Origin of the sequence: Streptomyces sp. NPDC060366, from assembly GCF_042725135.1 — a bacterium.
Taxonomy (GTDB): Bacteria; Actinomycetota; Actinomycetes; order Streptomycetales; family Streptomycetaceae; genus Streptomyces.
Map to the genome: position 1 here is coordinate 47,738 of NZ_JBHXDC010000003.1, position 15,991 is coordinate 63,728.

Here is a 15,991-nt window from a genome sequence, read left to right on the forward strand (position 1 = left end):
GCCTCCGTACGTATGGAGATACGTATAGATAGGGGAAACGGCCGTAGGGCCTGCCGGGGCAGTGCGAGCCCGTCCGGCGATCGAGGACGAACCGGATGCCGAGGGTCGGTCAGGTCAGCCGGACCGTCTCCGGGGAGTCCGCCGACCACGCCGCGAGCGGGGTGAATCCGCGATGGCCGCACTCGCCGAAGACCGTCACCGGGCCGCCCCCCGACAGCGCCACCAGCTTCCACAGACCCGGCCGCGCGAGCGAGGCGGGCGTGATGGCCAGGGCCGACTCCCCCGCCGCGTCGGCCAGTTGCCAACCGTCCCCCTCGGGGACGGGTATGACATCGGTCAGCGTCACCGGCCAGGACTCCAGCCACGGATCCTCCCGCAGCGCCGAGCCGTACGCCTCCACCGCCGCCGTGGTGGTCCCGCCCGGCGGGGGAGTCCCGCCCCCCTCGGGAATTCCCACCTCCTCGCCCAGATCGGCCCTCAACTGCCCCGCCCCCGTGTGCGGCGTCAGCTCCGCCTCGATCACCAGGCCGACCGGCAGCGCCGGTTGGGGCGAGCGGCCCGCCGCGCCGAACCCCAGCACCAGTGCCGTACGCCCCGACTCCCGCCCGTACAGCCAGATCCGGCGCGTGGTGATCTTGCCGTCCGACGTGTCGTACTGCGCGAGCACCAGCCAGTGGTCCTTGACCGGCGGGCCGTCGGCGGGGGAGGGGAGCCCGACCCGCGTACGGACCGTCGTGGCCAGCGGCGCGGGCAGCCGGTCGATCCCCAGCCAGCCCAGATCGAGCAGATGCAGCAGCGCCGACTCTTCGAGCAGCCGCACCGGCCAGCCCGCCCCCGAGCCCGGTATCGAGCCCAACTCCCGCACCCGCGCGGCCAGTCCCGGCGCCTGCGCGTCCACCATGCGGGCGGCCGTCTCCTCCCACAGCCCGTATCCCGACCGCTCCGCCGCCGCCAGCCCGCCGCGCAGCAGGTCTATCAGCCGCTGCTCCAGCTCCAGCGCCCCGCCCGTGATCCGGGCCGCCCTGCGCTCCGCCCGGCGCCTGGCAGCCTCCGGGTCGGCCTGCCCGGCCGCCCCGGAGGCCTCGTCCTTCGCTTTTCGCGCCTGCTCCTCGCTCCGCTCGCGGCGGGCCCCCAGCCACTCCTCAGCCCAGTCGGGGGCCTCCCCGTCCCCCACGTCCACGACCGTCCTGACCGCCGATTCCCCCTCGGCGGCCCAGAGCATCAGCAGCCCCAGCGCGTGCTTGCACGGGAACTTCCGGCTCGGACAACTGCACTTGTACGCGGGGCCCTTCGTGTCTATCACCGTCTGATACGGCTTCTTCCCGCTCCCCTTGCACAGACCCCATACGGCCCCCTCGCCGCTGCTGCCCGCGTCCGACCACGGCCCGGCGGCGCTCAGCCTGGCGCCCGCCTTGCGTGACGCATCGTCAGGCGCCAGGGCCAGCACCTGTTCCGTCGTCCAGCGCACCCCCGCTTTATCCATGCCCACGACGTTAGGCCGCCCCACTGACAATCGGCTCCGACCTGCGGAAACGGTCGATTGTCAGTGGCATGGTGCACCGTGGATCCCACACCCGGTCGAACGATCTGGAGGGGGATCCATGACCATGCCCGAAACGAGTGCGACGACCGCCGAGACGGTCGGCGGGGCCGTCGGCGCCGAGGTCCTGCGACCGCACGCCGAGGACGCCTTCGCCGACGAGTTGAAGGCGCTCGCCGCCGCCGACGACCGGCCACGGCCGGTCCGCTGGCGGCTCTCGCCGTGGGCGGTCGCGACGTATCTCCTCGGCGGGACGCTTCCCGACGGCACGGTCATCACGCCGAAGTACGTGGGCCCGCGCAGGATCATCGAGGTCGCCGTCACCACACTCGCCACCGACCGGGCGCTGCTTCTCCTCGGCGTTCCCGGCACCGCGAAGACCTGGGTGTCCGAGCATCTGGCGGCCGCCGTGAGCGGTGACTCGACGCTGCTGGTGCAGGGGACGGCGGGCACGCCCGAGGAGGCCATCCGATACGGGTGGAACTACGCGCAGTTGCTCGCCCACGGCCCGAGCCGGGACGCGCTCGTGTCCAGTCCCGTCATGCGGGCCATGGCGGAAGGCATGACCGCCCGCATCGAGGAGCTGACGCGCATCCCGGCCGACGTGCAGGACTCGCTCATCACGATCCTGTCCGAGAAGACGCTGCCGGTCCCGGAGCTCGGTCAGGAGATCCAGGCGGTCCGCGGGTTCAACGTGATCGCCACGGCCAACGACCGTGACCGGGGGATCAACGACCTGTCGAGCGCCCTGCGCCGCCGCTTCAACACCGTCGTCCTGCCGCTGCCCGCCACCGCCGAGGCGGAGGTCGACATCGTCTCGCGGCGGGTCGACCAGATCGGGCGCTCGCTCGACCTGCCGGGCGGCCTCGAAGGCATCGCCGAGATCCGCCGGGTCGTCACGGTCTTCCGCGAGCTGCGCGACGGGGTCACGGCCGACGGGCGTACGAAGATCAAGTCCCCCTCCGGGACGCTCTCCACGGCGGAGGCGATCTCCGTCGTCACCAACGGCCTCGCGCTCGCCGCGCACTTCGGCGACGGCGTCCTGCGCCCCGGCGACGTCGCGTCCGGCATTCTCGGCGCCGTCGTCCGCGACCCGGCGGCGGACCGGGTGATCTGGCAGGAGTACGTGGAAACCGTCGTGCGCGAGCGGGACGGCTGGAAGGACTTCTACCGCGCCTGCCGAGAGGTCGGCGCGTGACGACGCCGGTCCGGGACACGGACACGTCGGCCGATGCGTCCCCGCTGCCCGGCGCGGCCCCGGCGCGGCCTGCCGGGAGCGGCTCGTTGCTGCTCGGCGTCCGGCACCACGGGCCCGGTTCGGCCCGCGCCGTACAGGCGGCGCTCGACGCGGCCGCGCCCTCTGCCGTCCTGATCGAAGGCCCGCCCGAGGGCGACGCGTTGGTGTCGCTCGCGGGCGACGCGCAGATGCGCCCGCCCGTCGCGCTGCTCGCCCACGCCGTGGACGATCCGGGGCGCGCGGCGTTCTGGCCGCTGGCCGAGTTCTCCCCGGAGTGGGTCGCGATCCGCTGGGCGCTCACCCACGACGTGCCCGTCCGCTTCATCGACCTTCCCGCGACGCACTCGCTGGCCTTCACGGACGGGGACGAGACGCCGCACGGCGAGACACCCGGCTCCGAAGCCGGTCCCGATCCGGACGCCTCCGCCCGGGCGCTGCGCATCGATCCGCTCGCCGTCCTCGCCGAAGCCGCCGGCTATGACGACGCCGAGCGCTGGTGGGAGGACGTCGTGGAACACCGCGGCGCCGCAACCGACCCGTTCGCGCCCTTCGCCGCCGTCGGCGAGGCGATGACAGCCCTGCGCGAGGAGTACGGCGACGGCGGGCACCCGCGCGACCTGGTCCGCGAGGCGTACATGCGGATCCAACTCCGCGCCGCGCGGAAGGAGTTCGGTGACGACCGCGTCGCCGTCGTCTGCGGCGCGTGGCACGTGCCCGCACTCGGCGCGAAGACCACGGCCACCGCCGACCGCGCCCTCCTCAAGGGACTGCCCAAGGTCAAGTCCGAGATGACCTGGGTGCCGTGGACCCACCACCGGCTGGCCAGACACAGCGGATACGGGGCGGGCATCGACTCTCCCGGCTGGTACGGCCACCTGTTCGGCGCGCCCGACCGCCCCGTGGAGCGCTGGATGACCAAGGTCGCCGGTCTGCTGCGCGAGGAGGACCTGCCCATCTCCTCCGCCCATGTCATCGAGGCCGTGCGGCTCGCCGAGACCCTGGCCACCATGCGCGGCCGGCCCCTCGCCGGACTGACCGAAACGACCGACGCGATCCGCGCCGTCATGTGCGACGGGTCCGACGTGCCGCTCGGGCTCATCAGGGACCGGCTCATCGTCGGGGACGTCCTCGGTGAGGTGCCCGACTCCGCCCCGGCCGTGCCGTTGCAGCGCGACCTGACGCGGCTCCAGCGCTCGCTGCGGCTGAAGCCGGAAGCGCTGGAGCGCGAGCTGGACCTCGACCTCCGTAAGGAGACCGACGCGGGCCGGAGCAGGATGCTGCACCGGCTGAGGCTGCTCGGCATCGGCTGGGGCGAACCGGCCACCGGGCGCGGCAGCACGGGCACGTTCCGCGAGAGCTGGCGGCTGCGCTGGGAGCCCGAGTTGTACGTACGGGTCGCCGAGGCCGGGGTCTGGGGCACCACCGTCCTCTCGGCTGCCACCGCCAAGGCCGAGTCCCGGGCAGTGGCGGCGACCGCCCTCGCCGACGTCACCGCCCTCGCCGAGCAGTGCCTCCTGGCCGAACTGACCGACGCCCTGCCCGTGGTGATGAAGGCCCTCGCCGACCGCGCCGCGCTGGACGCCGACGTCGCCCACCTCGCCCAGGCCCTGCCCGCGCTCGCCCGCTCGCTGCGCTACGGAGACGTACGGTCCACCGACACGGCGGCGCTCGGCGAAGTCGCCGCCGGGCTCGCCGAGCGGATCTGCGTCGGACTGCCGCCCGCCTGCGCCGGGCTCGACGCGGACGGCGCGGCCGGGATGAGAGAGCACCTCGACAGCGTCCACACCGCGATCGGCCTGCTGCCCGACACCCCCGGCCGCCCCGCCGGGGACCTGCCGGGCCGCTGGGGCGCCGTGCTGCGCAAACTGGCCGCGCGGGACACCGTGCCCGGCGTCATCCGGGGCAGATCCGCCCGGCTGCTCCTGGACGACGGACGCCTCCCCGAGGACGAGGCAGCGCGCCTCATGGGCCTCGCCCTGTCGCCCGCCACGCCACCGGCCGACGCGGCGGCCTGGATCGAGGGGTTCGTGGGAGGAGCGTCCGGCGGCGGAATGCTCCTGGTCCACGACGAACGGCTGCTCGGCCTCGTGGACACCTGGCTGACCGGGGTGCCGGACGGCTCCTTCACCGACGTGCTGCCCCTGCTGCGCCGTACGTTCTCCGCGTACGAACCGGGAGTGCGCCGCACGCTCGGCGAACTGGTCCGGCGCGGACCGGCGGGCGGCGGCGCGCGGCCCGACCGCTCCGAGGCGGGAATCCCCGGCTTCGGCGCCGGTATCGACGAGACCCGCGCGGACGCGGTCCTCCCGGTCGTCCGTCTCCTGCTCGGCGGACCGACGGACCGGGACCTTCCGCAGCCCAGCCCTGAGCACGACGACGACAACGACCTCGCGGGGGCGGCCCGATGACGACGACCGGCACGACGAACGGCAGGACCGGCACGACGGACGAGGCGGCGGACGAGCGGCTGAGGCGCTGGCGGCTGGTCCTCGGCGGCGACTCCGCCGACGGCACCGGACGCCCGCTCACCGGCCAGGACGCCGCAATGGACGGCGCGTTGACCGCTCTGTACGGAGGCGGCGGCAGCGGCACGGCCAGGAAGAGCACCGGCAACCGCTCCGCGGGGCTCGGCGCGTCCGCCCCCTCCGTCGCCCGCTGGCTCGGCGACATCCGGACGTACTTCCCCAGCTCCGTCGTCCAGGTCATGCAGCGCGACGCGATCCAGCGGCTCGGTCTCTCCGCGCTCCTGCTCGAACCGGAAATGCTGGAGGCCGTCGAGGCGGACGTCCATCTCGTCGGCACGCTCCTCTCACTCAACAAGGCCATGCCCGAGACGACCAAGGAGACGGCGCGCGCCGTCGTGCGGAAGGTCGTCGCCGACATCGAGAAGCGGCTCGCCACCCGTACCCGCGCCACGCTCACCGGCGCCCTCGACCGTTCCGCGCGGATCAGCCGGCCGCGCCACCGGGACATCGACTGGGACCGCACGATCCGCGCGAACCTCAAGAACTACCTGCCGGAGTACGGCACGGTCGTCCCCGAACGCCTCATCGGATACGGCCGCGCCTCACAGTCCGTGAAGAAGGAGGTCGTCCTCTGCATCGACCAGTCCGGCTCGATGGCGGCGTCCGTCGTCTACGCCTCCGTCTTCGGCGCCGTCCTCGCCTCGATGCGCTCCATCTCCACCCGCCTCGTCGTCTTCGACACCGCGGTCGTCGACCTCACCGACCAGCTGGACGACCCCGTCGACGTCCTGTTCGGCACCCAGCTCGGCGGCGGCACGGACATCAACCGCGCACTCGCCTACTGCCAGTCGCAGATCACCCGGCCCGCCGACACCGTCGTCGTCCTGATCAGCGACCTGTACGAGGGCGGAATCCGCGACGAGATGCTGAAGCGGGTCGCGGCGATGAAGGCGTCTGGCACGCAGTTCGTGGCGCTGCTCGCGCTGTCCGACGAGGGCGCGCCCGCCTACGACCGTGACCACGCGGCGGCCCTCGCCGCACTCGGCGCCCCGGCCTTCGCCTGCACCCCCGACCTGTTCCCGGAGGTGATGGCGGCGGCGATCGAGAAGCGCCCCCTGCCCATACCGGACACCACCACCCCCTAGCCACCCCAGGCATCCACGTGTCTGTGACAGGTATCACCGCTCAGGGGTGATCTGTGATTTAGGGGTCCACGGCCCACGGGGATAACCTGCGAGACGGACATGCCGCGCTCCGGGACTCCCTCTGCGCCTTCCTTGTGACAAGTGCAGTCACGTTGCCCATCGCGGCACGCCCACGCAGATTACGAACCGCGATCACTGCGAATCTTAGAAGACAGACAAGGGACGGACGCGCGTGGACCTGTTCGAGTACCAGGCGAGGGACCTCTTCGCCAAGCACGGTGTACCGGTGCTGGCCGGTGAAGTCATCGAAACGCCTGAGGCGGCGCGCGAGGTGACGACGCGTCTCGGCGGCAAGGCTGTCGTCAAGGCGCAGGTCAAGGTCGGCGGCCGAGGCAAGGCCGGCGGCGTGAAGCTGGCCTCCGACCCGGCCGACGCGGTCGCCAAGGCCGACGCCATTCTGGGCATGGACATCAAGGGCCACACGGTCCACAAGGTGATGCTGGCCCAGACGGCGGACATCGCGGAGGAGTACTACGTCTCCTTCCTCCTCGACCGCACCAACCGCACCTTCCTGGCCATGGCCTCCGTGGAGGGCGGCGTCGAGATCGAGGTCGTCGCCGAGGAGAACCCCGAGGCGCTCGCCAAGATCCCGGTCGACGCCAACGAGGGCTGCACCCCGGAGAAGGCCGCCGAGATCGTCGCCGCGGCGAAGTTCCCGGCCGAGATCGCCGACCAGGTCGCCGACGTCCTCCAGCAGCTGTGGACCGTCTTCATCAAGGAAGACGCCCTGCTCGTCGAGGTCAACCCGCTGATCAAGTCCGGTGACGGCAAGATCATCGCGCTGGACGGCAAGGTCTCGCTCGACGAGAACGCCGACTTCCGCCAGCCCGACCACGAGGCCCTCGAGGACAAGGCCGCGGCCAACCCCCTCGAAGCCGCCGCCAAGGCCAAGAACCTCAACTACGTCAAGCTCGACGGCGAGGTCGGCATCATCGGCAACGGCGCTGGGCTCGTCATGAGCACCCTCGACGTCGTCGCGTACGCGGGCGAGGCCCACGGCGGCGTGAAGCCCGCCAACTTCCTCGACATCGGCGGCGGCGCCTCGGCCGAGGTCATGGCGAACGGCCTGGAGATCATCCTCGGCGACCCGGACGTCAAGTCCGTCTTCGTCAACGTCTTCGGCGGCATCACCGCGTGCGACGAGGTCGCCAACGGCATCGTGCAGGCCCTGGAGCTGCTCAAGTCCAAGGGCGAGACCGTCAGCAAGCCCCTGGTCGTTCGCCTCGACGGCAACAACGCGGAGCTGGGTCGCAAGATCCTGTCGGACGCCAACCACCCGCTCGTACAGCGCGTGGACACCATGGACGGCGCGGCCGACAAGGCCGCCGAGCTCGCGGCTGCGAAGTAAAGGTAAAGGTCACCAACACCATGGCTATTTTCCTGACCAAGGAAAGCAAGGTCATCGTCCAGGGGATGACCGGTGCCACCGGCATGAAGCACACCAAGCTCATGCTCGCTGACGGCACCAACATCGTCGGCGGAGTCAACCCGCGCAAGGCCGGCACGTCCGTCGACTTCGACGGCACCGACGTCCCGGTCTTCGGCTCCGTCAAGGAAGCCATCGAGAAGACCGGCGCCGACGTGTCGGTCCTCTTCGTGCCGCCGGCCCACGCCAAGGCCGCGGTCGTCGAGGCCATCGACGCCGAGATCGGTCTCGCCGTCGTGATCACCGAGGGCATCGCGGTGCACGACTCCGCCGCCTTCTGGGCGTACGCGTCGAGCAAGGGCAACAAGACCCGGATCATCGGCCCCAACTGCCCCGGTCTCATCACGCCCGGCCAGTCCAACGCCGGCATCATTCCGGGCGACATCACCAAGCCCGGCCGCATCGGTCTCGTGTCCAAGTCCGGCACCCTGACCTACCAGATGATGTACGAGCTGCGCGACATCGGCTTCTCGTCCGCCATCGGCATCGGCGGCGACCCGGTCATCGGTACGACGCACATCGACGCCCTCAAGGCGTTCGAGGCCGACCCCGACACCGACCTCATCGTGATGATCGGCGAGATCGGCGGCGACGCCGAGGAGCGCGCGGCCGACTTCATCGCCAAGCACGTGACCAAGCCGGTCGTCGGCTACGTCGCGGGCTTCACGGCGCCCGAGGGCAAGACGATGGGCCACGCCGGCGCCATCGTCTCCGGCTCGTCGGGCACCGCGGCGGCCAAGAAGGAGGCCCTCGAGGCCGCGGGCGTCAAGGTCGGCAAGACGCCCACCGAGACGGCCGGCCTCGCCCGGGCGATCCTCGCGGGCTGACGCGGATCGACTCTTGGCGGTACGGTCGTAACGAGTACGGCGGTTGAACTGCCGCACAACGCGCGTGGGCCCGCACCTTTCAGGTGGTGCGGGCCCACGCGCGTGCGCCCGACAGGTCGTCGCCGCGCGTCAGGGAATCCGGGGCAGCAGCCGCCCCGGTCCGTTCAGCGGCACGGCCCGGAGCTTGTCGCGCAGCTTCAGATCCCGCCGGTCGAGCTTCTGCGGCCCCTTCGGGGCCGGGACACCGCCGACCCGCTGGCCGGGCGCGGGCGTCGGTTCGTACCGCGACGGCGCCGTGACGGCCGTGAAGGCTGTCGCCCCGATGATCAGGACGGTGACGGCGATCGCGACCCGTGTCCAGAACTTGGCGCGGCGCTCGCTCGCCAGCCGTACGGCGGGCGCGGTCGCGACGGCCGGCGCGGACACCGTCTTCGCCAGCTCCCGCATCCGCTCGTACAGGACCGCCTCGTCCCCCAGCTCGGGCAGCACCTCGACGACGGCCTCACGCGCGTGCAGCAGCCGGTTCGTGGTGGCCGTCGTGGTGGCCTCCGTCTCGGCGGCGGTCTCGGGCAGGCCGATCCCCAGACCGTCGTGGAGCAGCAGCGTGCGCCGGTACATCGGCGGCAGATCGAGCAGTGTCCGGCGCAGCGCGCGTCCGTCGCGTTCGCCGGTGAACGGGTCCGGGTGCCGGCAGGCGCGCCGGAACCGGTGCCAGGGCGCTGTCGCGTGGTCGTACGCCGCCCCCCTCACCCAGCCCGCCGGGTCGGCGTCGACGGCGACCTCGGGCCAGCGGTGCCAGGCCAGCTGGAAGGCACGCTCGACGGACTCCTGGGCGAGCGTGCGACGTCCGGTGAGCAGATACGTCTGGCGTACGAGCGCGGGGGCGGCGTGCGCGTACAGCTCGTCGAAGGCCTGAGCGGGTGTCAGCTTGGCGGCCTCCGCGGCGGCGGCCCCGGCCAGGGCCTCGGCCTTCTCCTTGCGGCGCTGGGCGTTCTGCCTGGACCGGCTGTCCTCCTCGACCGTGCGGACGGGGCGGCGGTTGAGGGGCTTCTTGCGCGAGGGTGTGGGCGGACGCGAGGACGAGGGATCGCCGGGGAGGACGTCCTTGAGGGAGGTGCTGTCGGTGCGGGGTGCCGATTCGGGAGTGGGAGCGCGTGCGGGTGCGTCTGTCGATGCCGCGGCCGGCTTCCTCGCCGACGGGTTCTCCGAATCCCTCGGCCGGCGCCTCTTCGCGCGCTTCTTCTCGTCGAGTTCAGCCGCGTACGCGGCCAGCAGCCGTGCGTACGCCTCGCGCTTGCGCCCCAGGGGTGTCGTACGCCCGGTCTCCCAGGATCTGACGGTCCTTCGGGTGACCCCCACCGCCGTCGCGACCTGTTTCTCGGTCATGTCCATGGCCTCGCGCAGTCTGCGGCGCTCTTTCGGGGAGGGAAGCGTAGGCACCGAAGAGGAACTCGTGGTGCTCTGCGTCATGAAGAACTCCCCGCAGCACTGTACTGGCCGAAAAAGTACATAAACGTATATTGAGCGACACAACGGCTATCCGCCTGTTACGCGGTTTAAGCGCGTGTCGTTGGCAGCATGTGCGCCGTGACCCAAGTGAGCGAGCGCGGCACCACGTTGTCCTCGGCCTCCGCCACCGATGCGGGCAGGGCCGCCGCGCTGACCGCAGCGTTCCTCCGGGGAGCGTTCGCGGCGGCCCTCGGCCTCGGCTCCCTCGCCGCGCTGGTCATCGCGGCGTGGATCAGTTCCCCGTACCCCGACAGCGGTGCCGGTGGAGCCCTGCGCATCGCGGGGGCGCTGTGGCTGCTGGCCCACGGCGCGGAGCTCGTACGGCCCGACACCCTCTCCGGGGTGCCCGCGCCCGTCGGAGTCGTACCCCTGCTGGTCATGGCGCTGCCGGTGTGTCTGGTCTACCGGTCGGCGCGCGACGCGCTGGAGCCGGACGAGGGCCGGCCCCAACTCACGGCGCTCGGCGCGCTGTGCACGGTCGTCGGCGGATATCTGCTGGTCGGCTGGTCGGTAGTGCTCTACGCGCGAGGCGGGGCGCTCTCCACGAACACATTCCGTACGGCGCTCGAACTGCCCCTCGTACCGCTGCTGTCGGCCGCGGCGGGCGTGTGGGTGGCGAATGGCCTGCCGCTGGGGCCGCTGCTCGACCGGCTGCCCGGCCGCGGCCGGCCGGACAAGCCGACGGCGGCGACTGCGGGGAGGCGCCGCCGGGCCCTCGTCGCGATGCGGTCCGCGACCGCCGGGACAGCGGCGCTGCTGGGCGGCGGGGTTCTTCTCGTCGTCTGCTCGCTGCTGTGGCACGCGGACACCGCACAGGAAACCTTCCTGCAACTGGCGGCCGCCTGGTCCGGGCGGATCGCCGTGCTGCTGCTCTCCGTCGCCCTCCTCCCGAACGCGGCGGTCTGGGGCGCGTCGTACGCCCTCGGCCCCGGCTTCGCCATCGGTACGTCGGCGACGGTCACCCCGCTCGCCGTCACGGGCAGCCCGGCGCTGCCGCCCTTCCCGCTGCTGGCGGCCGTGCCCGCCGAGGGGCCCGGCATGGTCGTGACGTGGGCGGCGGGGGTCGTGCCCGTGGCGGCCGCGCTGGTGATCGCCTGGTTCACCGTCGAGGTCGCCGCCCCGCCCTATGCCGAGCGGGACGAGGCGTGGGGCGCGGGCGACACCGCGCTCGTGGCGGCGCTCGCGGGCGCCGGATGCGCGGTGCTGACGGCGGTGCTGGCCGCGGTCGCGGGCGGGCCGATGGGAACGGGGCGGCTGGCCGAGTTCGGGCCGGTGTGGTGGCTGACCGGGGCCGCCGCGCTGGTCTGGACGGTGGGCATCGCCGTACCGGCGGCGCTGACGGTACGGGCCTGGCGGCTGTGGAAGCGGCGCGGGACGGCCGTGGTGGACGCGGCGGGCGAGCCGGACGAGTCGGCATCGGTGGCGGAGATGGCGGAGATGGGAGCGGTGGCGGAGGCAGGCGCGGCGGGTGAGAGCGCGGCCTCGGGGGATGCCCCGCCGGACGCCTTGGCGGATGAGACCGCGACGAAGGGCGCCCGGCGGCGGCGGGCGCCGTGGCGGCGGGGAGCGGGAACGGCGGAGCAGGCCGCGGACGAGGGGTCGGAGCACGAGAAGGGGGACGGTACGGCCGGGGGCGGGGCGGAGGGCCCGCCAACGCCGGACGGCGCCGCCCCGGCGCAGGAGCCGTACGACTTCCTGCCGATGGACGCGTGGCACGACCGGGACGCGCGGGAGACGCGGGAGACGCGTCGGGCGGCGATCAAGCAGGCGTCGGGCGGCCCGATGGTCGACTTCCCGCCGGACGGGGACGGAGACGCGGACGGGGACGCGAAACGCGAGCCGCGCACGGACCCGGACCCGAACCCGGACTCCGAGCCCCACGCGGGCATGGAGCCGGACCCGGACCCGGAGCCCCACGCGGACCCGAACCCGGACCCGAACCCGGAGCCGGAGCCGTCGTCGGAGTCCGCGCCCGACTCCGAGTCCGTGGACGGGCCCTCGCCCGAGCCGGAGACGGAAAAGGCCGACTGACCGACGCCGACACCACTCGAACGAGCGGCGGCCCCACCTCTCCCGATACCGGGACGGGTGGGGCCGCCGACGTGTGTGCCGTGTGTTCCTCGGCTACTTCTGGACCCCGAAGATCGGGACCAGCGAGTCGGGAAGCTTGTCGTTGCAGGCCAGCTGGCCCGTCTTCGTCAGCGCGTCGTTCACGCACGTGTAGTAGTCGCGGTAGACGAGCTGCACGGTGAACGTCGCCGCCACGATCAGCAGCGCGATGGCCGCCGTGACGATCCCGCTCACCGCGGCGGTCGTCTGCGGCTTGTGCGCCGTCGTGCCCTGGGCGGGGGCGCCCGGAGGGGTGCCCGGTGCCGGCGGTGCGCCCGTGGTGGCCGGCGCGGAAGACGTCGTACCGGAGTCGGATCCCGAACCGGCGGCCGTACGCACGTCCGTACCGCCCGCCGCCGGGCCGTCGACCGACGGACGCGGCAGCGGCGCCTTGGCCCGCAGCGAACTGATGCCCCAGTAGAGCGCGAGCGCGCCGAGGAGCAGCGCGATCTCCGGCAGGTCGAAGAGGGCGAAGAAGAACGCCCACATGCCGGAGAGCAGCGCGTACCGGGCGCGCCGCTGGAACGGATCGGTCGGGTCCCAGCGCAGACCGCCCTTGCCCTTGCCGGGCTGGCCCTCCGGACCGTCCTGACGGCCGTTCGGGCCGTTCTGTCCGCCGCCCGGTCCGTTCTGGCTGCCGGGCCTGCCGCCGAAACCGCCCGACGAACGGCCCGGCTGACGGCTGCTCCACTGGCTGCCCCAGGACGAACGGTCACCGCCCGACGACTGGTCGTCCGGCGTCCCGTCCCCGTTCTGGGGATGGCGCGGCTGCCACGGCTGCTCGGGCCTGTTCTCCGGCGGCGGCGCGAACGGATTGTCGTCGGAGGACCCGGAGGACCCGGAGGACCCCGACGACCCGGAGGATCCGGACGACCCCGAACCTCCCGAACTCCCGGAGGATCCCGAAGAGCCTTCCGGCCCCGGAGTTCCGTCCGACCCCGAAGGGCCCTCCGGCCCGGTGGATCCCGCGGACGAGGACTGGCGTTCCCGCAGCAGGAGCACCGGCCCGGTGGGCTGCGGGACATGGAGTGCCGTGCGGTGTCGTCGGTCCGGCATCTGGTGAACGTCTTCCCCTCAGACCCTTGGCGCAAGGGGTCTTGTGTCGTATGGCCCGTCCTGGAGACAGGTCCGTGTCCCCAGACGCTACCTCCCGGCCGCGCCCCCGTCCCCCGGGGGCCGTTCGGTGTGCCGGTATCGTTGCTGACGGTCGGCTCCTTCGTAGAGTTCCCCGATACGGGAGACACGATTCGTTCGTACGACCACACAAAGCCGCACGACCCGCGAGGCTGTGCTCGCTTCCAGAAAGGCGTTCCGCCGTGGCCTCCCCGCCGTCCCCGCCCGCCCCCGACACCCCGGTCGACCCGACGGAACCGGGCTCCCCGGTCGAATTCGGCTCCCCGGCCCGGCTCGTGGTCCTCGTCTCCGGCTCCGGTACGAACCTCCAAGCCCTGCTCGACGCCATCGCCGACGATGCACAGGCGTACGGCGCCCGCATCGTCGCCGTCGGCGCCGACAGGGACTCCATCGCCGGTCTGGAACGTGCCGAGCGCGCGGGGGTGCCGACGTTCGTCTGCCGCCTCAAGGACCACGCGACGCGCGAGGAGTGGGATGCCGCGCTCACCGGGGCCACCGCCGCGTACGAGCCCGACCTCGTCGTCTCGGCCGGCTTCATGAAGATCGTCGGGAAGCGGTTCCTCGCCCGCTTCGGCGGTCGGTTCATCAACACCCACCCCGCCCTGCTGCCCAGTTTTCCCGGTGCCCACGGGGTGCGTGACGCGCTCGCGTACGGGGCGAAGGTCACCGGTTGCACCGTCCACTTCGTCGACGACGGCGTCGACACCGGCCCGGTCATCGCGCAAGGCGTGGTCGAGGTGCGGGACGAGGATCACGCGGACGGTGGCGTCGCTCTCCATGAGCGCATCAAGGACGTCGAGCGACGGCTGCTCGTCGATGTCGTGGGGCGCATCGCCCGGCACGGCTACCGCATTGAGGGACGAAAGGTAACAATCCAGTGAGCGTCGAAGAGACCGCCGGACAGGCCGTCGAAGGTACGAAGCGGCCCATCCGCCGCGCGCTGGTCAGCGTCTACGACAAGACAGGTCTGGAAGAGCTCGCCCGCGGACTGCACGCGGCCGGCGTCACGCTCGTCTCGACAGGTTCCACCGCCGGGCGGATCGCCGCCGCCGGTGTGCCCGTCACCAAGGTCGAGGAGCTGACCGGCTTCCCGGAGACCCTCGACGGCCGCGTCAAGACGCTGCACCCGCGCGTCCACGCCGGCATCCTCGCCGACCAGCGTCTCGCCGCGCACCGCGAGCAGCTCGCCGAACTCGACATCGAGCCCTTCGAGCTGGTCGTCTCGAACCTCTATCCCTTCCGCGAGACCGTCGAGTCCGGGGCCACCCCGGACGAGTGCGTCGAGCAGATCGACATCGGCGGACCGTCCATGGTCCGCGCCGCGGCCAAGAACCACCCGTCGGTGGCCATCGTCACCAGCCCCGCGCGGTACGCGGACGTCCTCGCGGCCGTACAGGACGGCGGGTTCGACCTGACGACCCGCAAGCGGCTCGCCGCCGAGGCGTTCCAGCACACCGCCGCCTACGACGTGGCCGTGGCCTCCTGGTTCGCGGCCGACTACGCCGCCGCCGACACCTCGGGACTCCCGGACTTCGTCGGCGCGACGTACGAGCGCAAGAACGTCCTGCGCTACGGCGAGAACCCGCACCAGCCCGCCGCGCTCTACACCGGCGGCTCCGGCGGAGGTCTCGCCGAGGCGGAGCAGCTGCACGGCAAGGAGATGAGCTACAACAACTACACGGACACCGACGCCGCGCGCCGTGCCGCGTACGACCACTCCGAGCCGTGCGTCGCGATCATCAAGCACGCCAACCCGTGCGGCATCGCGATCGCCGACGACGTCGCCGAGGCGCACCGCAAGGCCCACGCGTGCGACCCGCTGTCCGCGTTCGGCGGTGTGATCGCCGTCAACCGGCCGGTCTCCGTCGAGATGGCCGAGCAGGTCGCCGAGATCTTCACCGAGGTCATCGTCGCGCCCGGCTACGAGGACGGTGCCGTCGAGGTGCTGTCCCGCAAGAAGAACATCCGCGTGCTGCGCTGCGAGGGCGGTCCTTCGGCCCCCGTCGAGGTGAAGCCCATCGACGGCGGGGCGCTGCTCCAGGTCGCCGACCGGCTCCAGGCGGACGGCGACGACCCGTCGACCTGGACGCTCGCGACCGGCGAAGCGCTGTCGGCGGCCGAACTGCACGAGCTGGCCTTCGCGTGGAAGGCCTCGCGCGCGGTCAAGTCCAACGCGATCCTGCTCGCCAAGGACGGCGCGAGCGTCGGCGTCGGCATGGGCCAGGTCAACCGCGTGGACTCGGCGAAGCTCGCCGTGGAGCGCGCTGGAGAGGAGCGGGCCCGTGGGTCGTACGCGGCCTCGGACGCGTTCTTCCCGTTCCCGGACGGTCTGGAGATCCTGCTGGACGCGGGGGTCAAGGCCGTGGTGCAGCCGGGTGGTTCGGTGCGTGACGAGCTGGTGATCGAGGCGGCGAAGAAGGCCGGCGCGACGATGTACTTCACCGGGACGCGGCACTTCTTCCACTGACGTCGCGTCGGTCCCGCAACGCGTGAGTCTCCGTACGGAGATGGCCGCCCCCGTCGCGCCGGGGGCGGCCAC

At 72.4% G+C, this 15,991-nt stretch carries 11 protein-coding genes; 8 read left to right on the top strand and 3 right to left on the bottom strand.

The window, feature by feature from the left end:
- Positions 1–109: 109 nt before the first annotated feature.
- Complete coding sequence (locus ACFWHU_RS09190; RefSeq protein WP_387224494.1) at positions 110–1,483, bottom strand: SWIM zinc finger family protein; 1,374 nt, start codon at positions 1,481–1,483, stop codon at positions 110–112.
- A gap of 118 nt (positions 1,484–1,601) precedes the next feature.
- On the opposite strand from ACFWHU_RS09190, the gene ACFWHU_RS09195 reads away from it, so the two are divergent.
- From ACFWHU_RS09195 to sucD, 5 genes are all read left to right on the top strand, one after another.
- Positions 1,602–2,738, top strand: a complete 1,137-nt coding sequence (locus ACFWHU_RS09195; RefSeq protein WP_387224495.1) for an AAA family ATPase — start codon at positions 1,602–1,604, stop codon at positions 2,736–2,738.
- 44 nt (positions 2,739–2,782) lie between these two features.
- Positions 2,783–5,185 (top strand): DUF5682 family protein, encoded by a 2,403-nt coding sequence (locus tag ACFWHU_RS09200; RefSeq protein WP_387224814.1) that lies wholly within the window; start codon positions 2,783–2,785, stop codon positions 5,183–5,185.
- On the top strand, positions 5,182–6,387 hold the full coding sequence (locus ACFWHU_RS09205; protein WP_387224496.1) for a VWA domain-containing protein: 1,206 nt from the start codon (positions 5,182–5,184) through the stop codon (positions 6,385–6,387). The genes ACFWHU_RS09200 and ACFWHU_RS09205 overlap by 4 nt, the downstream gene beginning before the upstream one ends.
- A 232-nt stretch (positions 6,388–6,619) precedes the next feature.
- Complete coding sequence (gene sucC, locus ACFWHU_RS09210; RefSeq protein ID WP_385791451.1) at positions 6,620–7,795, top strand: ADP-forming succinate--CoA ligase subunit beta; 1,176 nt, start codon at positions 6,620–6,622, stop codon at positions 7,793–7,795.
- Between the two features lie 20 nt (positions 7,796–7,815).
- Positions 7,816–8,700, top strand: a complete 885-nt coding sequence (gene sucD / locus ACFWHU_RS09215) for a succinate--CoA ligase subunit alpha (protein ID WP_078075465.1) — start codon at positions 7,816–7,818, stop codon at positions 8,698–8,700.
- 129 nt (positions 8,701–8,829) lie between these two features.
- Here sucD and ACFWHU_RS09220 read toward each other — a convergent pair whose 3' ends face one another.
- The gene (locus ACFWHU_RS09220; protein ID WP_387224497.1) at positions 8,830–10,170 is read right to left on the bottom strand and encodes a helix-turn-helix domain-containing protein; all 1,341 of its coding nucleotides are present in this window, start codon (positions 10,168–10,170) and stop codon (positions 8,830–8,832) included.
- Between the two features lie 108 nt (positions 10,171–10,278).
- Between ACFWHU_RS09220 and ACFWHU_RS09225 the strand changes: the two genes are divergently transcribed.
- Positions 10,279–12,240 (top strand): DUF6350 family protein, encoded by a 1,962-nt coding sequence (locus ACFWHU_RS09225; RefSeq protein WP_387224498.1) that lies wholly within the window; start codon positions 10,279–10,281, stop codon positions 12,238–12,240.
- 93 nt (positions 12,241–12,333) lie between these two features.
- Here ACFWHU_RS09225 and ACFWHU_RS09230 read toward each other — a convergent pair whose 3' ends face one another.
- Positions 12,334–13,374 (bottom strand): hypothetical protein, encoded by a 1,041-nt coding sequence (locus tag ACFWHU_RS09230; protein ID WP_387224499.1) that lies wholly within the window; start codon positions 13,372–13,374, stop codon positions 12,334–12,336.
- A 353-nt stretch (positions 13,375–13,727) separates the two neighbouring features.
- On the opposite strand from ACFWHU_RS09230, the gene purN reads away from it, so the two are divergent.
- Together purN and purH are read left to right on the top strand one after the other, a co-directional pair.
- Positions 13,728–14,333, top strand: a complete 606-nt coding sequence (gene purN, locus ACFWHU_RS09235; protein ID WP_385791757.1) for a phosphoribosylglycinamide formyltransferase — start codon at positions 13,728–13,730, stop codon at positions 14,331–14,333.
- Positions 14,330–15,919, top strand: a complete 1,590-nt coding sequence (purH, locus tag ACFWHU_RS09240; protein WP_387224500.1) for a bifunctional phosphoribosylaminoimidazolecarboxamide formyltransferase/IMP cyclohydrolase — start codon at positions 14,330–14,332, stop codon at positions 15,917–15,919. The genes purN and purH overlap by 4 nt, the downstream gene beginning before the upstream one ends.
- Positions 15,920–15,991 lie beyond the last annotated feature (72 nt).